The organism is Bradyrhizobium cajani (assembly GCF_009759665.1).
In the GTDB taxonomy this organism is placed as follows: Bacteria; Pseudomonadota; Alphaproteobacteria; order Rhizobiales; family Xanthobacteraceae; genus Bradyrhizobium; species Bradyrhizobium cajani.
In genome coordinates, this window is sequence record NZ_WQNE01000002.1 from 91,053 (window position 1) to 115,032 (window position 23,980).

A 23,980-nucleotide genomic window follows, 5' to 3' on the forward strand; every position below is an offset into this window, starting at 1 on the left:
AGTGCTCCCAAAGAGCGCGTCTCGAAGGATAGAGGCCGAGACGCAAAGAGCCGGGCCTTTCATGGTTCGAGACGCGCGAAAGACGCGCTCCTCACCCTGAGGGTCCAGGGTCTGCATGGGAAGGACAACAAGAAAATGCCGCTCGCCGGGAAAGGCATGCTGCTGACGTCGATGAATATCGACGCGGCCGATGAAGCTGATTTCAACCGCTGGTACGATCGCGAGCATCTGGAAGAGCGCGTCGCCATCGACGGCTTCCTGGAGGCGCGGCGCTATGTCGCGCATGCCGCCAATCCCAAATATCTCTGCCTGTATTCGACCGCGACGCTCGACGTGCTCGGCAGCCCGGCCTACCGGGCGCGGCTCGCGAGCCCGACCGACTGGTCGCGGCAGAGCATGGCGCGCTTCAAGGACATGCTCCGCGTGGTCGCGCGCATCACCGTCAGCAACGGCAGCGGGCGCGGGGCCGCGCTTGGCGTGGTGCGGCTGCGGCCGACGCCCGACAAGGCCGCACCATGGCGTGATGCGCTGCACGACAAGCTGGTGCCGGCAACGCGCGACGGCGTCATCTCCATGCATCTGCTGGAGAGCGAGCCGGAATTGTCGGGCGCCACGGCTGAAATTCCGGCGTCGCGCAATGACGGTGCGCGCGACTGGTTCGTGCTGATCGACGGCACGCATGTCGGCGCGGTCTCGGCCGTGATCGCCGAGCGCTTCACCGGCCCTGCTGCATCGCCGTTGCCGCCGCCGGTTTCCGTCGGCACCTACAGCCTGATGTGGGATCTCGCCAAGAGTGATATCGCGCGCGGCTGACGCACCTCATATGCAGCGCAACATGCTGCAGCGCCGCATCTTTCGCGCGGCGTCAATGCCGTGCGCGCGTGGCTCCCATGAAAGCAGGTGATCGCGCAAATTTGCCGTTGTGCTTCGGAACGGTTCTAATAAGCTAACCCAATGACGTCATTCAGAAACCAGATCGAAGCGCATTAAGCGCTCGCCAAGCTCAAGAAAAGGCCGCGGGGTCTTTGGGCCTGCGCGGACAGGGTAGGAATGAAACCGACCGATATCGCGGCCCCCGACTACTTTCACAAAGTGGTCGATTGCCAGTGGGCCTGTCCTGCGCACACCCCGGTTCCCGAATACATCCGTCTGATCGCACAAGGCCGCTACAGCGACGCCTACATGATCAATTGGAAGTCGAACGTGTTTCCCGGAATCCTGGGACGCACCTGCGATCGTCCATGCGAGCCGGCGTGTCGCCGCGGGCGCGTCGAGGAAACTCCGGTGGCGATCTGCCGCCTGAAGCGCGTCGCGGCCGACTTCAAAGATGACATCAAGCAGCGGCTGCCGCGGCCCTCGCCGAAGAACGGCAAGCGTGTTGCCCTGATCGGCGGCGGCCCCGCTTCGCTGACGGTGGCGCGCGATCTCGCGCCGCTCGGCTATCACTGCACCGTGTTCGATGCCGATCCGGAAGCCGGCGGCATGATGCGCACGCAGATCCCGAAATTCCGCCTGCCCAATTCGGTCATCGACGAGGAGACCGGCTACATCCTCGATCTCGGCGTCGAGTTCAAGGGTGGGCATCGCATCGACAGCATGAAGTCGCTGCTCGCGGAGAAATATGACGCGATCTTCGTCGGCTCCGGCGCGCCGCGCGGCCGCGAGCTCGACATCCCCGGCCGGAAAGAGGCCGCCGCCAATATCCATATCGGCATCGAGTGGCTGGCCAACGTGTCGTTCGGCCATACCGACAAGATCGGCAAGCGCGTCATCGTGCTCGGCGGTGGCAACACCGCGATGGATTGCTGCCGCACCGCGCGCCGGCTCGGCGGCGAGAAAGTCACGGTGGTCGTGCGTTCCGGCTTCGAGGAGATGAAGGCCTCGCCCTGGGAGAAGGAAGACGCGATCCACGAGGATATCCCGATCCTCAACTACATGGTGCCGGTGGCATTCAAGCATGTCGCCGGCAAGCTCATCGGCGTCACCTTCCAGCACGTCAAAGCCGAATACGACGCAAAAGGCCGCCGCAATCTGGTGCCTTCGGGCGATCCCGATCAGACGATTCCCTGCGACGACGTGCTGGTCGCCGTCGGCCAGGAGAACGCCTTCCCCTGGATCGAGCAGGATTGCGGCATCGAGTTCGACAAATGGCACATGCCCAAGGTCGACCCAACGACGTTCGTCTCGACCAATCCAAAAGTGTTCTTCGGCGGCGACGCCGCGTTCGGTCCGAAGAACATCATCTGGGCGGTCGCGCACGGCCATGACGCCGCGCTGTCGATCCACAGGCTGCTCTCGGGCGAGGACGTCAGCGAGCGGCCGCTGCCGGAGGTGCATGTCACCTCGCAGAAGATGGGCATCCACGAATGGAGCTATGACAACGACATCTCCAACGACAAGCGCTTCAAGGTGCCGCACCGCGACAAGGTGATCGCGCTGAAGGACATCCGCACCGAGGTCGAGCTCGGTTACGACGTCAAGCTGGCCCTCGGCGAGGCCCATCGCTGCCTGAACTGCGACGTGCAGACCGTGTTCTCGACCTCGCTCTGCATCGAATGCGATGCCTGCGCCGACATCTGCCCGATGGATTGCATCACCTTCACCGATAATGGCGAGGAAAACGATCTGCGCCAGCGCCTGAAGGCGCCCTCGCCGCGTCCGGACCAGGACCTCTACGTCTCCTCCGATCTCAAGACCGGGCGCGTGATGGTGAAGGACGAGGACGTCTGCCTGCATTGCGGGCTGTGCGCCGAGCGCTGTCCCACCGGCGCCTGGGACATGCAGAAATACTTCATCGAGATGACCCACGCAGGTTCAGCATGCCCGACAAAAAGCCGATCAGCAGCGTAAACGACTTCGTCGTCCGTTTCGCCAACGTCAACGGCTCGGGCTCGGCCAGCGCCAACGAGATGTTCGCGCGCGCGATCCTGCGCCATGGCGTGCCGGTCTCCCCGCGCAACATCTTCCCCTCCAACATCCAGGGCCTGCCGACCTGGTACGAGGTGCGGGTGACCGAGGACGGCCATCTCGGCGCGCGCGGCGGCGTCGACATGATGGTGGCGATGAACCCGCAGACCTGGGACAAGGACGTCGGCGGCATCGAGCCGGGCGGCTACCTGTTCTACGATTCCACCAAACCGATGCCGTCGACGAAATTCCGCGACGACATCACCGTGATCGGCGTGCCGCTCACCGCGATCACCAACTCGACCTATACCGACCCGCGCCAGCGCCAGCTGTTCAAGAACATCATCTATCTCGGCGCGCTCAGTGCGCTGCTCGACATGGACCCGAAGCTGATCGAGCAGCTGATCGGCGAGCAGTACAAGGGCAAGGAGAAGCTGCTCTCCTCCAACGTCCATGCGCTGCATCTCGGCCGCGACTGGGCGCTCCAGAACCTGAAATGCCCGATCGGGCTGCGGGTGAGGAAATCCGACAAGGTCGGCGACCGCATCTTCATCGAGGGCAACAGCGCCGCCGCGCTCGGTGCCGTCTATGGCGGCGCCACTGTGTGCGCCTGGTATCCGATCACGCCGTCCTCGTCGGTGGCGGAGGCCTTCACCGCCCATTGCAAGAAGTACCGGCACGACCCTGAAACGGGCAAGGCCAAATACGCCATCGTTCAGGGCGAGGACGAGCTGGCTTCGATCGGCATCGTCATTGGCGCCTCCTGGAACGGCGCCCGCGCGTTCACGGCGACCTCCGGCCCCGGCATCTCGCTGATGACGGAGTTCATCGGCCTCTCATACTTCGCCGAGATCCCGGCCGTGATCATGAACATCCAGCGCGCCGGCCCGTCCACGGGCATGCCGACCCGCACGCAGCAGTGCGACATCATCGCCTGCGCCTACGCCTCGCACGGCGACACCAAGCATGTGCTGCTGTTCCCCGAAGATCCGGCCGAAGCCTTCGAGTTCGCGGCCGCCGCGTTCGACCTCGCCGAGCGGCTCCAGACCACGATCTTCCTGATGCTCGACCTCGACATCGGCATGAACCACCGCCTCTGCCGTCCGCTGAAGTGGGACGATGCACGGCAGTACGACCGCGGCAAGGTGATGACCACGGAGATGCTGGAGGAAGGCCGCGATTTCGGCCGCTATCTCGACGTCGACGGCGATGGCATCCCCTACCGCACCTATCCCGGCACGCATCCGACCAAGGGCTCCTATTTCACCCGCGGCACGTCGCGTGATCGCTATGCGCGCTATTCCGAGGAAGGCTCGGTCTATGCCGACAACATGCAGCGCCTCGTGCGCAAGTTCGAGACCGCGCAGGACCTCGTGCCGCGGCCGCTCCAGGCCAATGCGGAACGGCCGACCAAATACGGCGTGATCTATTTCGGCTCGACCTCGCCCGCGATGGACGAGGCGATCGGCCTCCTGGAAGCGCGCGGCCATCAGCTCGACCGCTTGCGCATCCGCGCCTTCCCGTTCCACTCCAGCGTCGCAAGCTTCCTCGCCGAGCACGATTTCGTCTACGTGGTCGAGCAGAACCGCGACGCCCAGCTCCGCCAGCTCATCGTCAACGAGAACGGCATCGATCCGGTGCGGCTCGTGCCGATCGTGCATTATGACGGCACGCCGATCACCGCCCGTTTCATCGCGAAAGCCATTGGCGACCACCAGGATCACCTCAAGGTGACCCCGCTCCGCAAGGCCGTGTCATGAACCGCGCTGCACTCTCTCCGTCATGCCCGGGCTTGACCCGGGCATCCACGCCTCTCTTCTCTCCGGCCAAGACGTGGATGGCCGGGTCAAGCCCGGCCATGACGGGCCCGGAATCGCAGGTGCTGTCATGACCTACATCGCAAAGCCGAAATTTCATCATCCCGGGCTGAAGAAGAACGAGCTCGGCTACACCCATCGCGATTACGAGGGCAAGATCTCGACGCTGTGCGCCGGCTGCGGCCACGATTCGATCACGGCCTCGATCATCGAGGCCTGCTACGAGCTCTCGATCGAGCCACACCGGGTGGCGAAGATCTCCGGCATCGGCTGCTCGTCGAAGACGCCCGACTATTTCCTCGGCAATTCGCACGGCTTCAACTCCGTGCACGGCCGCATGCCCAGCGTGCTGACCGGCGCCAACCTCGCCAACCGCGATTTGATCTATCTCGGCGTCTCCGGCGACGGCGATTCCGCCTCGATCGGTTTCGGCCAGTTCGCGCATTCGATCCGGCGCGGCGTCAACATGACCTATATCGTCGAGAACAACGGCGTCTACGGCCTGACCAAGGGCCAGTTCTCGGCGACCGCCGACCGCGGCTCGAAGTCCAAGAAGGGCGTGACCAACACCGACAACGCCATCGACCTCGTCGCGATCGCGCTACAGCTCGGCGCCACCTTCGTCGCGCGCAGCTTCTCCGGCGACAAGACCCAGCTCGTGCCGCTGATCGCGGCCGCCATCCGTCACAAGGGCGCATCGTTCATCGACGTCATCAGCCCCTGCATCGCCTTCAACAATCACGCCGGCTCGACCAAGAGTTTTGATTATGTCCGCGAACACAACGACGCCGTGAACCGGCTCGACGTGCTGGTCGGCCGCGATCCCATTGCCGTCGACTACGCGCCGGGCACGGTGCAGCTGGTCGAGCAGCACGACGGCAGCAGGATCGCGCTGCGCAAGATCGACGCGGACTACGATCCGCATGACCGGCTGGGGGCCCAGACCTTCCTCGCGAAGCACGCCGCCAAGGGCCAGATCGTCACCGGCCTGCTCTATGTCGACCCCGACGCGGAAGACCTGCACGAGCATCTCAACACGGTCGAGACGCCGCTCAACACACTGGAAGCGGATACGCTGTGCCCGGGCTCGGCGGTGCTGGACAAGATCAACGCCAGCCTGCGGTGATCATCTATTCCGCGCTGTAGCCGGCGACCTGACGCGGATCGTGATCTTCTCCGACACGACGGGCGGTTCGAACAGATAGTGCTTCGCATCGCCGAGCACCAGCTGGAGCGTGTGCGTCCCTGGCGGAAGGTCGAGCATGGTTTCGGTCTGCCCCGCCCCGAAATGCAGATGCGACTTGTCCTGCGGGATCGGTTCCTTCGGATCGATGGGGTCGTTGACGTCGACCAGCAAATGATGATGACCGGCATTCTGGTAGTCGTCGCCGGCATGCGTCACGCCCATGTTGCGCAAACCGAACCGGACCCAGAATGCACCGCGAACCTTCTGCCCGTCACGCGGGGTGATGAAATAGAGCTTGGCATCCTTCGGCGCGGTCTTGCCCTGCGAGTAGGCTGCGCCCGAGAACAATGCGATCGCGGCCGCCAGCGCGGCACAGCAAATGATTTTCATCAAGCCTACTCCAGAACCTAAGGCATGATCCGGAAAAGTGCGCAGCGGTTTTCCGAAAAGATCATGCTCAAACAACAACCTGAAGCGCGATGACGATTCATCCCAATCTCATCGCGCTAAGGACTGAGTGCGACGCGGAATCCATGCGTGGGGTAGCGGACATTGGTGTCGTAACCATCGCGGTTGGACGGACGCACATATCTCGAATCGTTCTTCCAGGAGCCGGAGCGCAGGACGTGCGAGGGGCAGTCGCCAGCGATCCATGCCGAGCCGTCAGCCGGCGCGCCCTGATACGTCCTGTGCCAGCAGTCCGCGACCCACTGATCGACGCCGCCTCCCATATCGTAGAGCCCGAACGGATTTGGCTTGAAGCTGCCGACCTTCGCGGGCTGCTCGGCCGCAAGATCACCGCAGTCCTTGCACCCGGCCATGCCCGGCTGGAGCTTGTCGCCCCACCAATATTTGGTTTGCGATCCGCCGCGCGCCGCATATTCCCATTCGGCTTCGCTCGGAAGCCGGTAGGACTTCTTCGTCGCCTGCGCCAGCCAGGCGGCATATTGCTGCGCGTCGGTCCAGCTCACATTGCTGACGGGGGCATCGTCCTTGCCGCTGGCGGTGAAGCTGCACGCCTTTGCAGCCGCGCATTCGTTCCATTCCTGCACCGTCACCGGATATTTGCCGATCGAGAACGGCTTGATCGAGACCTGGTGGACGGGACGTTCGGTCGGATCATCATTGCTTCCCATCGCGAAACTGCCGCCGCGAATGGCGATCATCTCGGGTTCGCGGACCGCAATCACCGACGGACTGGGTGCCGGAGACGGCGACGGTGAAGACGCCTGCGTGGGAGACGGTTGCGGCGTCTGCGTCGCCGCTTCGCGCGGCGAAGGCTGCGGGCTCGGCGACGCGGCCGGAGAAACGATCGGAGAAGGGGCCGGAGAAACTGTCGGAGAAGCAGACGGCGCGGCGGCCTGCTCGCCCACCTTGCCGGGCGGCTGCGACAGCAGATACCAGAGCACGCCGGCGGCCATCACCAGCAGCGTGATGCCCAGGAAGAAGATCAAGGCATTCTCGCGCCGGCTGCGCGTCCGGCCGACCGCATCGGCGTCCGGCAGCACGCGATAGACTCGCACCGGATCGGTGATGTTCTTGACCTTGCGGTCTCCGAGCGATTCATAGCCGCACACCACCTTGTGCTTGATCTGCTCGTAGATCGCGCCGGAGATGTAGACCTGACCGGGCTCGGCTATGCCCTCGATGCGCGTGGCTATGTTGACGCCGTCGCCGTAGATATCGTCCGGCTCGACGATGACGTCACCGAGATTGACGCCGATCCGGTATTCGATCCGGGAATGCTTCGGAAGCGAGGCGTTGCGGCCGATGAGGTTCTGCTGGATGACGATGCTGCATCGAACGGCCTCGACGGGACTGTCGAAAATCGCGATGAAGCCATCGCCCGTCGTCTTCACCAGACTTCCATGGTGCTCGATGATGCTGGGGGTGATGAGATCCCGTTCAATCCGCTTGACGCGGGTATGCGTGCCCTCCTCATCAGCCTGCATCAAGCGGCTGTAGGACGCGATGTCGCCAACAATGATCGCCGCGAGACGACGCGGCATCGGGCCATGTGGAGGCGGCCCATCCTGATTTCCGGATCTGAAGTTGCGAATTTCGCCCATTGCGGGGGGACTCCACAAACTTGCAAGGCAGCCCCAGCTTACGACCGCCGAAGGCGGTCGTCTGTGAAGGCTATCACATTGATGATCCGAGACAATGTCGCGAAAATCGCCGGCATCGAGTTCCGAAGGATCAAGGCGCTGCACCGATTGAACCTTCTCGACCCCCTCTGTGACTAAGGCCCGGCGTGAAACCGCAGGTCCGAGTCCACCCGCGATGATCCGCACGAGCGACTTACGAAAGTCGAACGCGGTGCGCCTCGTCCGCGCCTAACAGACAGCAGTTCTGCCCTGCTGCACATCGCCCTCTAACTGACAGGCTCAGGCTCCGGCATGGAACGGCCCTGATCGGCCGATCGTCCGGCACCCCAATATTGCTTGCAGGTCTCAAGCAATGTTTCGGTGTCCATGGTGAGGCCGCCGGCGTTGACGATCACACCGTCGGCGCCAAGCGCCTTGTTCATCAGCGACAAGGCGCGCATCAGAAGTCCTCCCGAGAATCGCTCGGCGACAAGGGGATCGACCTTGAGAACCACGAACTTCTGCGCGCGCTGCTCCCATAGCAATATCTTCCGCACTGAGCTCCAGGCGATGGTCTCGTCGGCGAGCCTCGTGTCGCGAATGCCGACGCGGCTGATGAAGACCACCGGCTGCCCGGCGGACACCAGCCTCCAGAGCATCCTGCAGGTGGCAAGACCGAAAAACACCGCGCCGATATAGCAGAGGGCGACCTCGAACGTGGTGACGCCCCTGCCTTCCTGCCAGCTGAATGCGAGCGCAGCGCAAAGCAGCGTCAGCAGCAGGCCGGCGCCGAAAAACATCAGCAGCCGTCCCTTGGAGTAGCTGATCGTCATGTTGGGCAGGTTCTGACTTACGGACATGTTTGACCGCCACCAGCTTTGCAACAACCTGGGTTTACTCAACGGCGCTCCTCGCGAAGTGTTAAGGTTGGAACCTTGCGCGAGGCTCCCCGCAGGCGTGGGGCACAAGACGGCTTGAACGCGACGCGCTGGGGGCGCGACTAACGGCCGAGCGGCCCGCTCCATGTCCTCGGCTGGGCCTGCCATGGCTCACGCGTTCGGTGCGAAGCTGCGCCATCGAACAAGCTCAAGGTGGTCTACCATCTCAGCGACGCCAAGAAGGTCAACTTCGTGCTCGGCAGCATCCAGAACCACATCGACGGCGTCGGCGGTCCGGAGCATGTGACGATCGCGCTGGTGATCCACGGACCGGCGCTGAAGGCGTTTCACCGGGCGCACGCCAATCCCGACATCAGCAAACGCGTCGGGGATTTCTCCAAGGACGGCGTCGAGCTCGCTGCCTGCGGCAACACGATGAAGGCGCAGAACGTCACGCTCACAGATCTCCTGCCGGGTTTCGCCAACGCGGAGAGAGGCGGCGTGGTCCGTTTGGCGAAGCTCCAGGCGCAAGGCTATCTCTATCTGCGGCCGTAGCGTTGCCGCGAACCGTCGCCGCCACATCCTCCGTCATTGCGAGGAGCCCTTGCGACGAAGCAATCCTGTGCTGTCTCCGAGGAGAGATTCTGGATTGCTTCGCTACGCTCGCAATGACGGCGGAGCGCATTGCGCGAGCGAGAGCCATATCCTCCAATCGCGCTTGACTTACCCATAACCCTACAGTTATGAATTAACCCATAACTTCCCAGTTATGGATCTCATGTCCGCCGCTACAGATCTCCTGTTCAGGACCCTCGCCGATCCCACCCGCCGGGCGATCTTCGAGCGGCTGTGCCGCGAGGGGGAGCAGACCGTCGGGGCACTGACGGCGCGCTCCGGCGTTTCCCAGCCGGCGGTCTCGAAACATCTCGGCGCCTTGAAGCAGGCCGGCCTCGTGCGCGACCGCCATGAGGGACGCCAGACCCATTACAGCGCACAGCCCGGTGCGCTCAATCCGCTGATCGACTGGACCAGCCAGATGGCCGGGTTCTGGCAAAACCGGCTCGATGCACTCGATGATCTCCTGAAGAGGATGGACCAATGACCGAAGCTTCCGCCGAGACCCGCTCCGTCGTCATCGAACGCGAATTTGCCTTTCCCGCGGAACGGATCTGGCGCGCGCTGACGCAGCCGCATCTGATCGAGGAATGGCTGATGAAGAACGACTTCAAGCCGACCGTCGGCCACAAGTTCAACCTTCGCGGCGAATGGGGCGGCGTGCTGGACTGCGAGGTGCTCACCATCGAGCCGCAGAAGACACTCGCCTACACCTGGAATTTCTCGCATGAGGACGCCGCGTTCGACTTGCGGAGCGTCGTGACATTCACGCTCACGCCGACGAACGCGGGCACGCATCTGCGCGTCGAGCAGGCGGGCTTCAGCCCGACGCAGAAGCAGGCCTATGGCGGCGCGCATGCCGGCTGGAAGCAGTTCTTCGCCAAGCTGGACGAGTTGCTGGCGCGGGCCGATTGAGCGCGACCAGAGGCATCCTACCGATCATTTGAGAGGAGATTCCGTTGAACATCTGGATTCGACAAATCCATCGCTGGCTATCCATTGCCTTCACCCTCGCCGTCATCGCGAACATCGTCGCCATGACCATGCAGCTCCAGGCCGTCTGGATCGGCCTGCTCGCGCTCGTCCCCCTCATCCCGCTGCTGATCACCGGCCTGTACCTGTTTGCACTGCCCTATGTCGGCGGGCGCAGCGGCGCGCGGAGCGAGGCGAGATCATGAAGAAGGCGACGACCGCGACGAAGAGCGCGGCCAAGGACACCACGAACGCAGGTTCAGCCTCCAGGCTGATCGACGGCAGGATCAAGGAGCTCGGCGACTGGCGCGGCGAGATGCTGGGGCGGATTCGCGCCCTGATCAAGGAGGCCGATCCCGCTGTGGTCGAGGAATGGAAATGGCGCGGCGTTCCCGTGTGGGAGCACGACGGCATCATCTGCACCGGCGAGACCTACAAGGCCGTGGTGAAGCTGACGTTTGCCAGGGGCGCGGCGCTCGATGATCCGGCGGGGCTGTTCAATTCCAGCCTCGACGGCAACGTGCGGCGTGCGATCGATATCCGCGCAGGCGAGAAGGTCAACGAGAAGGCGTTGAAGGGCGTTGATCCGCGCGGCCGTGGAGCTGAATGCGTCGAAAGCCAGGAAGACGGCCAAGAAGCGGTCGGCGTAGAGAACTTTAACTCGATGCAAAGTCTCGGTGGCCGCCAGAGCAAGCGCCTCGTCCTTCGAGACGACCGCTTCCAGCGGTCTCCTCAGGATGAGGCTAAGCAGCATCTTTCAGTGCGGCCGCGCACTCCGTCCTCATCCTGAGGGCCCGCCGACGGCGGGCGTCTCGAAGGATGGACTGCAGGCGAGCTATCCGCCACGTTGATGCTGTAGAGCTGACGGCGGCCTCAGGCCGCCGCCGGGATCGGACGCGGGCTCACGATATATTCGCGCAAGACCTTGTCGTTGGCATCCACCTCGATCAGCGCGACGTCATAGGTCCAGAGATCGGCGAGATGCTGCAGCACGCGCTTGGCGTCGGTCTCGTTGAGCTGAGAGCTCTTGATGACGTGGTGATGCAGGATCAGCCGGCGGTCGCCGGACAGATCGACGTCGACCACCTCGATATTGGCGTCGATGAAGCCGACATCGTGCTGCCGCGCCAGCTCGCGCCGGACGCGGCGGAAGCCGCGCTCGTCGTGGATAGCATCGACCCGGATGCCGGCGCGCTCCTCGGGATCGTCGTGCAGATGGAACATGCGGAAGTGGCGCATCAATTTGGGACTCAAGAACTGGCCGATGAAACTCTCGTCGCGGTAATTGGCCCAGACGTCGCGCAGCACGCCCATCACGTCGCCCTTGCCGGCGATGTCCGGGAACCACTCGCGATCCTCGTCCTCCGCTTTGGTGACGATGCGCTCGATGTCCTGCATCACGGCGAAGCCGAGCGCATAGGGATTGAAGCCTGAGAAGCGCGGATCGTCGAATTCGGGCTGGAACACCACGTTGGTGTGCGATCCCAGGAATTCGAGGAAGTTGCCGTCGGTGATGCGGCCCTGCTGGTGCAGCTTGGTCATGATGCGATAGTGGACGTAGGTCGCCGTCCCCTCGTTCATGACCTTGGTCTGGCTCTGCGGATAGAAATATTGCGCGATGTGGCGGACGATGCGGAGCAGCTCGCGCTGCCAGGGCGCCAGCCGCGGCGCGCTCTTCTCCAGGAAGTAGAGCAGGTTTTCCTGCGGCAGGCCGAGCAGCTTGCGGCGGCGCTCGATGCTGAGCGCGGACCGGCTCTTGGCGGCGCCTTTCGGCACCGTGCGCCAGAGATCGTTGAAGACTTCCTCCTCGTGCTGGCGGCGGCGCCCTGCCCGCTTCTCCTCGGCACGCAGGTCGAGCTTCTTCTTGCCGGGATAGCGGTCGATGCCGTGCGACATCAGCGCGTGCGCGGCGTCCAGGGTGCGCTCGACCTCGACGCGGCCGTAGCGCTCCTCGCAGGTCGCGACATAATTCTTGGCGAAGTCGAGATAATCCAGGATGCCATCGGCATCGGTCCACTGCTTGAACAGATAATTGTTCTTGAAGAAGTGGTTGTGGCCGAAGGCGGCGTGCGCGATCACCAGGGTCTGCATCGTCGCCGTGTTCTCCTCCATCAGGTAGGAGATGCAGGGCGAGGAATTGATCACGATCTCATAGGCGAGCCCCATCAGGCCCTTGCGATAGGACGCCTCGTGGAACGCGAAATGCTTGCCGAACGACCAGTGCTTGTAGAACAGCGGCATGCCGACCGACGAGTAGGCATCCAGCATCTGCTCGGCAGTGATCACCTCGATCTGGTTCGGATAGACGTCGAGCCCGAGATCCTTCAGCGCCACCTCCTCGCAGGCATCGGTGATGCGCTGCAAGGTGTGGAAGTCCCAGTCCGCGCCTTCGAACAAGCGTTCCGTCATGGAGCGGCCTTCTCCTGAGTGGTTTCGCGGCGCTGGAACAGGTCGTGGAACACCGGGAAGATCTCGCTGCGCTCCGAGACCTTGCGCATCGAAAGCGATGCGCCGCTGCTGCGCAGGCGCTCATAGAGGGTCCAGAGCGAGGAGTCGGAAAGATCGAAGGCGCTGCCGCCGGACTCGCCGACCTCGAGATAGGCAAAGAACTGGCAGACCGGCAGGATCTTGTCGGTCAGCAGCATGCCCGTGAGCTCGCCGTCGGAATAGGAATTGTCGCCGTCGGAGGCCTGTGCCGCGTAGATGTTCCAGTCCGCCGGATTGAAGCGCTCGCGCACGATCTCGTGCATCGCCTGGAGCGCGCTGGAGACCAGCGTGCCGCCCGAGGCCGGGCCGTAGAAGAAGGTCTGCTCGTCGACCTCCTCGGCGCGGTCGGTGTGGCGGATGAAGACGATCTCGACGTGCTTGTAGCGCCGCTTCAGGAACACGTAGAGCAGCATGTAGAAGCGCTTGGCCAGATCCTTCATGTGCTCGGACATCGAACCGGAAACGTCCATCAGGCAGAACATCACGGCCTGCGCCACCGGCCGCGGCACCGTCTCGAAGCGCCGGTAGCGGATGTCGAGCGGATCGATGTAGGGGATCCGCTTGGCCTTGGACCTCAGCTTCTCCAGCTTGGAGATGAGCTCGGCCCGCTTGGCCTCGTCGCTGCATTCGGCAATCTCGGCTTCCAGCTCTTCCATCTCGTCCTTGCGGGGACGCCGCAGCGCGATGCGGCGTGCCAGGGCAAGCTGAACCGTTCGACTGATCGAGATGTTCGCGGGCGAACCGGTCATCGTGTAGCCGGCCCGTTGAAAGCCTTCGCTCTCGGTGTCGGCCATCTTGCGCTTGGCAAGATCGGGCAGCTCGAGATCGTCGAGGAACAGGTCGACGAACTCGTCGCGGCTCAGGACGAAGCGGAAGGCGTCCTCGCTGTCGCCCTCGCCCGGACCTGAATCCTTGGCGCTGCCCTGGCCGGACCGCTGGAGGTAGTCGCCCTCGATGAACTTCTTGTTCCCGGGCAGCACCATGTCGCGCGTTCCGCCTTCACGGCGGAACCGCGGCTCATGCATGCCGTCGAGCGGGATCGTGACCTCGCCACCCTCCAGGACGTCCTTGATATCGCGTTCCTGCGAGGTCTTCTTGACGGCGCCCTGCACCAGGGACTTGGCCCGACGCAAGAACCGCTGACGGTTCTCAAGACTCTTGCCGCCTGGATTCAGGCGCCTGTCAATAATGTGAATGGCCACTTTCTCATCCGCCTCAACCGGCCTGCTTTACCCGCATGTACCACTCGACGAGCCGGCGAACCTGACGCTCGGTGTAGCCGCGCTCCACCATGCGTGCGACGAACTCGCCGTGCTTCTTCTCCGTCTCGCCGTCCTTCTTGGATCCGAACGAGATCACCGGGAGCAGGTCCTCGACCTGCGAGAATATCCGCTTTTCGATCACATCGCGAATCTTCTCGTAGCTGGTCCAGGTCGGATTCTTGCCGGCATTCTGTGCTCTCGCCCTCAACGAGAACTTGACGACCTCGTTGCGGAAATCCTTCGGGTTGGCGATGCCGGCCGGTTTCTCGATCTTGGTCAGCTCCTGGTTCAAGAGATCGCGATCGAGGAGTTGTCCGGTGTCGGGATCCTTGAAATCCTGGTCCTCGATCCATGCATCGGCATAATCCACGTAGCGGTCGAACAGGTTCTGGCCGTAATCGGAGTAGGATTCGAGATAGGCCTTCTGGATCTCGTTGCCGATGAACTCGGCGTAACGCGGCGCAAGTTCGGCCTTGATGAATTCGAGGTAGCGCTTTTCGGTTTCCTCGGGCAGCTGCTCGCGGCGGATGGCCTGTTCCAGCGCGTACATCAGGTGCACGGCGTCGGCGGCCACCTCCTGCGGATCGTGGTTGAAGGTCGCGGCCAGGATCTTGAAGGCGAAACGCGTGGACACGCCGTCCATGCCTTCATCGACGCCGGCGGCATCGCGGTATTCCTGGACGCTGCGCGCCTTGGGATCGGATTCCTTCAGGCTTTCGCCATCATAAACCCGCATCTTGGCAAAAACCGTGGAATTTTCGTGTTTGCGCAGACGCGACATCACCGAGAACCTGGCCATCGTCTCCAGCGTCGCCGGCGCGCAGGGCGCAGAGGCGAGTTCGGAGCCCTGGATCAGCTTTTCGTAGATTTTCTGCTCTTCGGTGAACCGCAGGACATAGGGCACCTTGATCACGCAGACGCGATCGATAAAGGCTTCGTTGTTCTTGTTGGACTTGAAGCTCTGCCACTCCGCCTCGTTGGAGTGAGCGAGGATGATACCACCGAAAGGAATCGCGCCGATATTCTCGGTGCCGATATAGTTGCCTTCCTGCGTCGCAGTGAGCAGCGGATGCAGCATCTTGATCGGCGCCTTGAACATCTCGACGAATTCGAGGATGCCCTGATTGGAGCGGTTGAGACCGCCCGAATAGCTGTAGGCGTCAGGATCGTTCTGCGCGTAGGTCTCGAGCTTGCGGATGTCGACCTTACCGACCAGCGACGAGATGTCCTGGTTGTTTTCGTCACCCGGCTCGGTCTTGGAGATCGCGATCTGGCGCAGCCGCGACGGCGAGACCTTGGCGACGCGGAATTGCGAGATGTCGCCGCCGAAGGATTCGAGCCGCTTGAAGCACCACGGGCTCATCAGGCCGGTGAGGCGGCGGCGCGGAATGCCGTATTTCTCTTCCAGCATCGGCCCGAGCTGGTCGGGATCGAACAGGCTGAGCGGGCTCTCGAATACGGGCGAGAGTTCATCGCCGGCCTTCAGCACGTAGATGGGATGCACTTCCATCAGCGACTTTAGCCGCTCGGCGAGCGAGGATTTGCCGCCGCCGACCGGGCCGAGCAGGTAGAGAATCTGCTTGCGCTCTTCGAGGCCCTGCGCGGCGTGACGGAAGAAACCAACGATGCGCTCGATGGTTTCCTCCATGCCGTAGAAGCCGGCGAAGGCCGGATAGGTGCGGATCGTGCGGTTCAAAAAAATACGGCCAAGGCGTGGGTCCTTGGCCGTGTCAATCGTCTGAGGGTCACCGATCGCCGCTAGTAGTCGTTCGGCCGCGTTCGCGTATTTCATGGGATCGCTTCGACACGATTCCAGATATTCCGCCATCGACATGTCGTGCTGGCTTCTCGCCTCGAACGACCGAGCGAAAGCGTTGAATAGAGAATCGTTGTACATGATCCCTCTCCGCGTGAGTTCCGCTACAAGCTGAAACGAAAGCAGTTACCGGACCGTTCCTCAGGCCGTTTCGAATCAGCGTGAGCACATGACGATCATTGGACACCCTGGCGCCATCTCGACGCAACGCACAACGTAGGCATTCGGGTGAGTTACAAACAGGCACCTGCCTGTTATTTATGCGAATCTATACCCGTATTCGCTAATTTCCAGCAAATGTCGCCTCGCCGCAACATCCGGGCGTTACCGGGGATCGTCCATCCGGCAGCGCAGCATAGGCGCTGGCCCGCGGCAGCTTTATGACGCTTGTGCGGCCAAGGCTGCTGTACAGCCAGGGCTTGCTGTACAGCCAAGGCTTGCTGTACAGCCAAGGCTTGCGCACCGTGATCGCCATCTCGCCGCAATGCGGTGCATGAATTGCTGGCAGCATGACAGTCACGGCATGCGCGCAGCAATGTATCGAAATCGGTCGCCAGACCGTCGGGGCGAATGACGATGCGGTTGTCCCGCACGCCGCGGGACATCGCCGGGATGCCGGAGAGCTGCCGCAGCAAGGCCGGCGTCGGCGTCAGCGCGATCAACCTGTGCCCGCGGCGCTCTTCGGTCGACTCCCAGAGGAGAAATTCATTTCCGATCCGGAGATCGCGAATGCCGTAGGCGGTAACGATCACCGCCGTTCGGCGGGAAGCATCCAGATCAGCAGAGCGGCCGAACGCCGCGGCGCCGGCATAGCCGATCATCGCAGTGTGGTCGCCAAGCCCGTCCCATCAATCGAAAGCCAAGCTTGCACTGAGCAGGGTCATCACAAAGCCCGCCGCGACCAGCAACTGCGCCTGCGTTGCGCATTGGCCGATTTCGAGATCGTGGGGACGTCGATGACCGCGGCCGGCACGACCGATTGCGGACTGTCGACGATTGCATGCGCAGGACCGTCACGATGTGCGTGCAAAAGGGCCAACCCACCGCAGGTTGACGTTACGCAATGAGACTGCGGCTGAGCCACACCGGCCAATGATCTTTTTACGCAACACGGCCGCTTCCGCAGGGATCGCCATGATCGCGACGGAGTTACACTGAGAGTATGACGCCCAAACCCTTGATTGGTTCCCTCCCGGGAGCATGTAGGCTAGAGGATAGCGCGTCAGGACCGGCGCGGAAACCCCTCGCCCGCAGGCTTGGAGATAAATAAGCATCATGAATCCCGTCAAAGAACTGGAAAAGCACGGTCAAGCCGTCTGGCTGGACTTCCTGGCCCGCGGCTTCATCGCCAAGGGCGACCTGAAGCGGCTGATCGAGACGGACGGCGTCAAGGGCGTCACCTCCAATCCGTCGATCTTCGAGAAGGCGATCGGCAGCTCGGACGAATACGACGCGCCCATCGGCAAGGCGCTGAAGCGCGGCGACCGGACCGTGGCCGACCTGTTCGAGGCCGTCGCGGTCGAGGACATCCAGAATGCCGCCGACGTGCTGCGCCCGGTCTATGACCGCCTCAAGGGCGGCGACGGCTATGTCAGCCTGGAGGTCTCGCCGTATCTGGCGATGGACACCGCCGGCACGGTCGCCGAGGCGCGGCGGCTCTGGAAGGACGTCGATCGCAAGAACCTGATGGTGAAGGTGCCGGCGACGCCGGAGGGCCTGCCGGCGATCGAACAGCTGATCGGGGGCGGCATCAGCATCAACATCACACTGTTGTTCTCCAGGGACGTCTATCTCCAGGTCGCCGAAGCCTATCTCGCGGGTCTGGAGACATACGTCGCAGGCGGCGGCGATCCGTCGCATGTGGCGAGCGTGGCGAGCTTCTTCGTCAGCCGGATCGACACCATGGTCGACAAGCAACTCGACGAGAGGATCGCCCGCGCCAACGATCCGAGCGAGAAGGAGCGGCTCGCCGCGCTCAAGGGCAAGATCGCGATCGCCAATGCCAAGCTCGCCTATCAGGACTACAAACGCCTGTTTTCGGGGCCACGCTGGGAGAAGCTCGCCGCCAAGGGCGCCAAGCCGCAGCGCATGCTGTGGGCGTCCACCGGCACCAAGAACAAGGACTACAGCGACGTCCTCTACGTCGAGGAACTGATCGGTCCCAACACCATCAACACCGTACCGCCGGCAACGCTGGACGCGTTCCGCGACCACGGCAAGCCGCGCGACAGCCTGGAAGAGAATATCGAGGACGCCCGCCGCGTGCTCGAGGAGCTGGAGCGCTCCGGCATTTCGCTCGATGCCATCACCGAAGAGCTGGTCAAGGATGGCGTCAAACAGTTCGCCGATGCCGCCGACAAGCTCTATGGCGCCGTCGCCCACAAGCGCGCGACCGTGCTCGGGCCCGCGATCGACCGCCAGCTTCTCTCGCTCGGCGACGGTCTCGGCAAGGCGGTGGCGAAGAGCACCGAGGAATGGCGCGCGTCGGCCAAGATCCGCAGGCTGTGGCAGCGCGACAAGTCGGTCTGGACCGGCACCGACGAGGACAAATGGCTCGGCTGGCTCGACAGCGCGGCCAAGGCCGACGTCGCCGACTATGAGGACTATGCGGGCCGCGTGAAGGGCCAGAAATTCTCCGATGCCGTCGTGCTCGGCATGGGGGGATCAAGCCTCGGGCCCGAGGTGCTCGCCGAGACCTTTGGGAAAAAGCCAGGCTTCCCGAAGCTGCACGTGCTGGATTCCACCGATCCGGCGCAGGTGCGGGCGATGGAAGCCAGGATCGATATCGCCAACACCGTGTTCATCGTCTCCAGCAAGTCCGGCGGCACCACCGAGCCGAACGCGATGAAGGACTATTTCCACGAGCGCGTCGCGCAGGCGGTCGGACCGAAGGTGAAGACCGGCCATCGCTTCATCGCGGTGACCGATCCCGGCTCGTCGCTGGAGAAGGCGGCCAAGAGCCTCGACTACGCCCGCATCTTCCACGGCGAGCCCACCATCGGCGGGCGCTATTCGGTGCTCTCGCCGTTCGGCCTGGTGCCGGCGGCAACCGCCGGCATCGACGTCAAGACCTTCGTCAAGCATGCGCTGGCGATGGCCCGCTCCTGCGGGCCGGACGTGCCGCCAAGCGAAAACCCCGGCGTGCAGCTCGGGCTTGCCATGGGCCTTGCCGCGCTCGAAGGCCGCGACAAGGTGACGATCCTGTCGTCGAAGAAGATCGCCGATTTCGGCGCCTGGGCCGAGCAGCTCATCGCGGAATCCACCGGCAAGGAAGGCAAGGGGCTGATCCCGATCGAGGGCGAGCCGCTGGGCGAACCCGCGCTCTACGGCAACGACCGCTTCTTCATCGACATCCGCACCGAAGGCGAAGCGGACGCCGCCCATGACTCCAAGCTTGCCGCGATCGAGGCGGCCGGCCATCCCGTGGTGCGCGTCGTCATGAAGTCGATCGACCATCTCGGCCAGGAGTTCTTCCGCTTCGAGATGGCGACCGCGGTCGCAGGCAGCATTCTCGGCATCAACCCGTTCGACCAGCCGGACGTGGAAGCGGCCAAGATCAAGACCCGCGAGCTCACCGCGTCGTTCGAGAGGACCGGCGCGCTGCCGGAAGAGCAGCCGGTGGTCAGCACGGACGAAGCCGATCTCTACACCGACGAAGCCAACGCCACGGCGCTCCGCGCCGCCGGCGCCAATGGCGACCTCACCTCCTGGCTGAAGGCGCATCTCTCCCGCTCCAACCACGGCGACTATGTCGCCCTGCTCGGCTACATCGCGCGCGACAAGGCCACGATCGACGCGCTCCAGGCGATGCGGTTAGAGGTGCGTGAGAAGCGGCATGTCGCGACCTGCGCAGAATTCGGACCGCGCTTCCTGCACTCCACCGGACAGGCCTACAAGGGCGGGCCCGACAGCGGCGTGTTCCTCCAGATCACCGCCGACGATGCCAAGGATCTTGCCGTGCCGGGCCAGAAGGCGAGCTTCGGCGTGATCAAGGCGGCGCAGGCGCGCGGCGATTTCGACGTGCTCACCGAACGCGGCCGGCGCGCACTCCGCGTCCACCTGAAGGGTGGGCTCAAGAAAGGTCTCGCGGCGCTCAATGCCGCGCTCAACGACGCACTGAACTAAGGGAATCTCTCACATGCAACTCGGCATGATCGGCCTCGGCCGGATGGGCGGCAACATCGTTCGCCGGCTGATGCGCCAGGGACATTCGACCGTGGTCTACGACAAGGACGCCAAGGCCGTCGCGGGCCTGGCCGCAGACGGCGCCACAGGCTCGGCGACGCTCGAAGAGTTCATCTCGAAACTCGAGCGGCCGCGCACCGCCTGGGTGATGCTGCCGGCCGGCCGCATCACCGAGACCACGATCGACACGATCGCGGGTGTGATGCAGGCGGGCGACGTCATCATCGACGGTGGCAACACCTTCTGGCAGGACGACGTTCGCCGCGGCAAGGCGCTGAAGGCGCGCGGCATCCACTATGTCGACGTCGGCACCTCAGGCGGCGTCTGGGGGCTAGACCGCGGCTATTGCATGATGATCGGCGGCGAGAAGCAGGTGGTCGACCGGCTCGATCCGATCTTCGCCGCGCTCGCACCCGGTGCCGGCGACATTCCGCGCACGGAAGGGCGCGAAGGCCGCGATCCCCGCATCGAACAGGGCTACATTCATGCCGGCCCGGTCGGCGCCGGCCACTTCGTCAAGATGATCCACAACGGCATCGAATACGGCCTGATGCAGGCCTATGCCGAAGGTTTCGACATCCTCAAGAACGCCAACATCGAGGCGCTGCCTGCCGATCATCGCTACGATCTCGATCTCGCCGACATCGCCGAAGTATGGCGGCGCGGCAGCGTGATCCCATCCTGGCTGCTCGACCTCACCTCGACGGCGCTCGCCGAAAGCCCGGCGCTGTCGGAATATTCCGGGTTCGTGGAAGATTCCGGCGAAGGGCGGTGGACCGTGAACGCAGCGATCGACGAAGCCGTACCGGCCGAAGTCCTGACTGCTGCGCTCTACACACGTTTCCGTTCCCGCAAGGAACACACATTCGCCGAAAAAATTCTCTCCGCGATGCGCGCAGGGTTCGGCGGCCACAAGGAGCCGAAGCAGCCGGGCGCTTCGAAATCCAAGTAACAAAACGAAGGCCAATCGTTCGTGACACAAGACCCGCAAGCAAAGCGCAAGCCGGAAAATTGCGCCTTCGTCATCTTCGGCGTGACCGGAGACCTGACTCATCGGCTGGTGATGCCGTCACTCTACAATCTCGCCGCCGAGCACCTGCTGCCGGAAAAGTTCTGCGTCGTCGGCGTGGCCCGCAAGGGCCAGTCGGACGACGAGTTGCGCAACAGCCTGATGAAGGGGCTCCGCCAGTTCGCGACGCGGCCAGTGGACGACGACGTCGCCACGAGGCTGCTGCAATGCCTGACCTTCGTCGAGGCCGATCCGAAGGACCCACCCTCGTTCGACCGCCTGCGCGAGCATCTGGACTCGCTCGAATGCGCGCAGGAGACCGGCGGCAACCGGCTGTTCTACCTCGCGACCCCGCCGGCCGCATTCGCGCCGACCGCGCGCGAGCTCGGCCGCACCGGCATGATGAAGGAGAACGGCGCCTGGCGGCGGCTGGTGATCGAAAAGCCGTTCGGCACCGACCTTGCCTCCGCGCGCGCGCTGAACGCCGAGCTCCTGAAGATCATGGAAGAGCACCAGATCTACCGGATCGATCACTATCTCGGCAAGGAGACGGTGCAGAACATCCTGGTGCTGCGCTTCGCCAATGGCATGTTCGAGCCGATCTGGAACCGCAACCACATCGACCACATCCAGATCACGGTGGAGGAGAAGCTCGGCGTCGGCCATCGCGGTGGCTTCTACGACGCCACCGGCGCGCTGCGCGACATGGTGCCGAACCATCTGTTCCAGCTGATGTCGCTGGTGGCGATGGAGCCGCCGGCGCGGTTCGACGCGCATTCCGTGCGTTCCGAGAAGGCCGACGTGCTCACGTCGATCCAGCAGCCAAGCCGGGAAGAAGCACTCAAGAATTCGGTCCGCGCGCAATATCTCGCGGGGCGCATCGGCGGCGACGAGATTCCCGACTATCGCAAGACCGAAGACGTCAAGTCCGGCAGCACCACCGAGACCTATGTCGCGCTGAAGCTGATGATCGACAATTGGCGATGGGCCGGCGTGCCGTTCTATTTGCGGACCGGCAAGGCGCTGGCGCACAAGCGCACCGAGGTCGCGATCAAGTTCAAGCAGGCGCCGCTGTCGATGTTCACGGGCACGGCGGTCGATCGTCTCTCGCAGAATTTCCTGACCATCGGCATCGCGCCGACCGAAACCATCGAGCTCCAGTTCAACGCCAAGATTCCGGGACCAAGCGTCACCATCGACGGCGTCGAGATGAAGTTCCGCTACGGCGACTATTTCCGGGCCGATCCCTCAACCGGCTACGAGACGCTGATCTACGACTGCATGATCGGCGACAACATCCTGTTCCAGCGCGCCGACGGCGTCGAGGCCGGATGGCAGGCGGTGCAGCCGTTCCTGGACGCCTGGAAAAGCGCAGGCACCAACGGCATCGAGACCTATGAAGCCGGCAGCGACGGTCCGGCCTGCGCCGACGAGTTGCTCCGGCGCGACGGGCGAAGCTGGCGGAAGTACTCGTGATGTCGGCGGCCGACCAGCCGAAGCTGATCGTCGCGGCTGACGCGGAGGCCCTGGCGCAGGCCGCGGCCGAACGGGTGATGGCGCGGATCGCCGCCAACCGCTCGCGCATCGCGATCTGCCTGACCGGCGGCTCCAGCCCGAAGAAGCTCTATCAATTGCTCGGCAGCGATGTCTGGTACGAAAAAATCCCGTGGGATCGCGTACACTGGTTCATCGGCGACGAGCGCTTCGTCGGCGAAAGCGATCCCCTCAACAACATGGCGGTCGCGCGCGCGACCTTCCTCGATCGCAGTGCGCCCTCCGGCCACATCCACCCGATCCCGACGATGGTTGAAAACCCCGAGCGCAGCGCCGAGGCCTATGCGCGCGAGCTGCAAGCCTTCTACGGCTCCGACCGGCTCGATCCGTCGCGGCCGCTGTTCGACATGGTCTTGATGGGTGCGGGCCCGGACGGCCACACCGCCTCGCTCTTCCCGGGTTACCCCGAAATCGAGGAGACCGGACGCTGGGTTGTCGGCGTCCCCAAGGCCAATGTCGCGCCCTTCGTGCCGCGGGTGTCGCTCACCCTGCCCGTGCTGGCGTCCTGCCGCGAAATGCTGTTCGAGATTGCCGGGCACGACAAGCAGCCGATCTTGACGCGCCTCCTCAATGGCGAGAATCTGCCGGCGTTACGCGCGCGCTCGAAGGGTGAGACCGTCTGGCTGGTCGACCAGGCCGCGCTTCCGGAGGGAATTCGTGGCGGGCGTTGAAGCACCTTGTGCATTGATCGTGATGGGCGTGTCGGGCTCGGGCAAGAGTACGGTTGCGAACGCGCTCGGCGAGCGGCTCGGCTGGCGCTTCGAGGACGGCGACAGCTTTCATCCGGCCAGCAATGTCGAGAAGATGCAGGCGGGTCATCCCCTCACGGACGAGGATCGCTGGCCCTGGCTCAACGCCATCGCCGACGAGATCGAGCGGGTCTGCAAGCACGGCGAACACGTCATCATCGCCTGCTCGGCGCTGAAGCACATCTATCGCGACGTGCTGCTGCGCGGACGCGACGACGTCCGCTTCGTTTTCCTGAGGGGCACGAAGGAGCTGATCGCCGAGCGGCTTGCACGTCGCAAGGGTCATTTCATGCCGCCCGAGCTGTTGACGAGCCAGTTCAACACGCTGGAGCCGCCGGAAGCGGGCGAGCACGTCATCACCGTCTCGATCGACGAATCCGTCGAGGCGATCGTGGACGGCGTGGTGCGGCAGTTGAAACTGGGCGGGGCGCAGCGCTGAGGCCAAGAACCTGAACA

General features: G+C 63.6%; 19 protein-coding genes and 2 pseudogenes. 14 read left to right on the forward strand and 7 right to left on the reverse strand.

The window, feature by feature from the left end; translation table 11 throughout:
- The first annotated feature begins 135 nt into the window (after nt 1-135).
- From GPL20_RS03125 to GPL20_RS03140, 4 genes are all read left to right on the forward strand, one after another.
- On the forward strand, nt 136-813 hold the full coding sequence (locus tag GPL20_RS03125) for a DUF4286 family protein (protein ID WP_157327642.1): 678 nt from the start codon (nt 136-138) through the stop codon (nt 811-813).
- A gap of 237 nt (nt 814-1,050) precedes the next feature.
- Entirely contained in the window at nt 1,051-2,850 is a 1,800-nt protein-coding gene (locus tag GPL20_RS03130; protein WP_157327644.1) for an FAD-dependent oxidoreductase, read from the forward strand.
- The gene (locus GPL20_RS03135) at nt 2,820-4,667 is read left to right on the forward strand and encodes a 2-oxoacid:acceptor oxidoreductase subunit alpha (RefSeq protein ID WP_157327646.1); all 1,848 of its coding nucleotides are present in this window, start codon (nt 2,820-2,822) and stop codon (nt 4,665-4,667) included. The genes GPL20_RS03130 and GPL20_RS03135 overlap by 31 nt, the downstream gene beginning before the upstream one ends.
- Before the next feature lie 127 nt (nt 4,668-4,794).
- Entirely contained in the window at nt 4,795-5,850 is a 1,056-nt protein-coding gene (locus GPL20_RS03140; RefSeq protein WP_157327648.1) for a 2-oxoacid:ferredoxin oxidoreductase subunit beta, read from the forward strand.
- Here the strand turns inward: GPL20_RS03140 and GPL20_RS03145 are convergent, their stop codons facing one another.
- The 3 genes from GPL20_RS03145 to GPL20_RS03155 form a co-directional block, all read right to left on the reverse strand.
- A complete protein-coding gene (locus GPL20_RS03145; RefSeq protein WP_157327650.1) occupies nt 5,851-6,300 on the reverse strand; it encodes a DUF4399 domain-containing protein in 450 nt (149 codons plus the stop codon).
- Between the two features lie 116 nt (nt 6,301-6,416).
- A complete protein-coding gene (locus tag GPL20_RS03150; RefSeq protein ID WP_157327652.1) occupies nt 6,417-7,979 on the reverse strand; it encodes an SUMF1/EgtB/PvdO family nonheme iron enzyme in 1,563 nt (520 codons plus the stop codon).
- A 305-nt stretch (nt 7,980-8,284) separates the two neighbouring features.
- Complete coding sequence (locus GPL20_RS03155; RefSeq protein ID WP_157327654.1) at nt 8,285-8,857, reverse strand: STM3941 family protein; 573 nt, start codon at nt 8,855-8,857, stop codon at nt 8,285-8,287.
- 159 nt (nt 8,858-9,016) lie between these two features.
- Here GPL20_RS03155 and GPL20_RS03160 point away from each other — a divergent pair.
- From GPL20_RS03160 to GPL20_RS03180, 5 genes and pseudogenes are all read left to right on the forward strand, one after another.
- A pseudogene (locus tag GPL20_RS03160) lies at nt 9,017-9,430 on the forward strand (DsrE family protein); the annotation flags it as partial.
- Between the two features lie 223 nt (nt 9,431-9,653).
- Nucleotides 9,654-9,977, forward strand: a complete 324-nt coding sequence (locus GPL20_RS03165; protein WP_157327656.1) for an ArsR/SmtB family transcription factor — start codon at nt 9,654-9,656, stop codon at nt 9,975-9,977.
- On the forward strand, nt 9,974-10,405 hold the full coding sequence (locus GPL20_RS03170) for an SRPBCC family protein (protein WP_157327658.1): 432 nt from the start codon (nt 9,974-9,976) through the stop codon (nt 10,403-10,405). Before GPL20_RS03165 ends, GPL20_RS03170 begins: the two co-directional genes overlap by 4 nt.
- A 38-nt stretch (nt 10,406-10,443) precedes the next feature.
- Complete coding sequence (locus tag GPL20_RS03175) at nt 10,444-10,668, forward strand: hypothetical protein (protein ID WP_212432198.1); 225 nt, start codon at nt 10,444-10,446, stop codon at nt 10,666-10,668.
- A pseudogene (locus GPL20_RS03180) lies at nt 10,665-11,112 on the forward strand (DUF1801 domain-containing protein). Before GPL20_RS03175 ends, GPL20_RS03180 begins: the two are co-directional and overlap by 4 nt.
- A gap of 223 nt (nt 11,113-11,335) precedes the next feature.
- On the opposite strand, the gene GPL20_RS03185 reads toward GPL20_RS03180, so the two are convergent.
- The 4 genes from GPL20_RS03185 to GPL20_RS40090 form a co-directional block, all read right to left on the reverse strand.
- Complete coding sequence (locus GPL20_RS03185) at nt 11,336-12,871, reverse strand: SpoVR family protein (protein WP_157327662.1); 1,536 nt, start codon at nt 12,869-12,871, stop codon at nt 11,336-11,338.
- Nucleotides 12,868-14,145 (reverse strand): YeaH/YhbH family protein, encoded by a 1,278-nt coding sequence (locus GPL20_RS03190; protein WP_254125613.1) that lies wholly within the window; start codon nt 14,143-14,145, stop codon nt 12,868-12,870. Before GPL20_RS03190 ends, GPL20_RS03185 begins: the two co-directional genes overlap by 4 nt.
- A gap of 19 nt (nt 14,146-14,164) precedes the next feature.
- The gene (locus GPL20_RS03195; RefSeq protein ID WP_157327663.1) at nt 14,165-16,108 is read right to left on the reverse strand and encodes a PrkA family serine protein kinase; all 1,944 of its coding nucleotides are present in this window, start codon (nt 16,106-16,108) and stop codon (nt 14,165-14,167) included.
- A gap of 173 nt (nt 16,109-16,281) precedes the next feature.
- On the reverse strand, nt 16,282-16,848 hold the full coding sequence (locus GPL20_RS40090) for a hypothetical protein (protein WP_309143227.1): 567 nt from the start codon (nt 16,846-16,848) through the stop codon (nt 16,282-16,284).
- A 454-nt stretch (nt 16,849-17,302) separates the two neighbouring features.
- On the opposite strand from GPL20_RS40090, the gene GPL20_RS03205 reads away from it, so the two are divergent.
- From GPL20_RS03205 to GPL20_RS03225, 5 genes are read left to right on the forward strand one after another with little or no spacing between them, the layout of a single operon-like run.
- On the forward strand, nt 17,303-20,152 hold the full coding sequence (locus GPL20_RS03205; RefSeq protein ID WP_157327665.1) for a bifunctional transaldolase/phosoglucose isomerase: 2,850 nt from the start codon (nt 17,303-17,305) through the stop codon (nt 20,150-20,152).
- 13 nt (nt 20,153-20,165) lie between these two features.
- Nucleotides 20,166-21,164, forward strand: a complete 999-nt coding sequence (gnd, locus tag GPL20_RS03210; protein WP_157327667.1) for a phosphogluconate dehydrogenase (NAD(+)-dependent, decarboxylating) — start codon at nt 20,166-20,168, stop codon at nt 21,162-21,164.
- A 21-nt stretch (nt 21,165-21,185) separates the two neighbouring features.
- Nucleotides 21,186-22,697 carry a glucose-6-phosphate dehydrogenase gene (gene zwf, locus GPL20_RS03215; protein ID WP_254125604.1) on the forward strand — a complete coding sequence of 504 codons (1,512 nt, stop codon included), beginning with the start codon at nt 21,186-21,188 and terminating at the stop codon, nt 22,695-22,697.
- Nucleotides 22,697-23,446: a 6-phosphogluconolactonase gene (gene pgl / locus GPL20_RS03220; protein WP_157327669.1), complete on the forward strand. Its 750-nt coding sequence runs from the start codon at nt 22,697-22,699 to the stop codon at nt 23,444-23,446. Before zwf ends, pgl begins: the two co-directional genes overlap by 1 nt.
- Nucleotides 23,433-23,963 (forward strand): gluconokinase, encoded by a 531-nt coding sequence (locus GPL20_RS03225; RefSeq protein WP_254125601.1) that lies wholly within the window; start codon nt 23,433-23,435, stop codon nt 23,961-23,963. The genes pgl and GPL20_RS03225 overlap by 14 nt, the downstream gene beginning before the upstream one ends.
- Nucleotides 23,964-23,980: the final 17 nt, after the last annotated feature.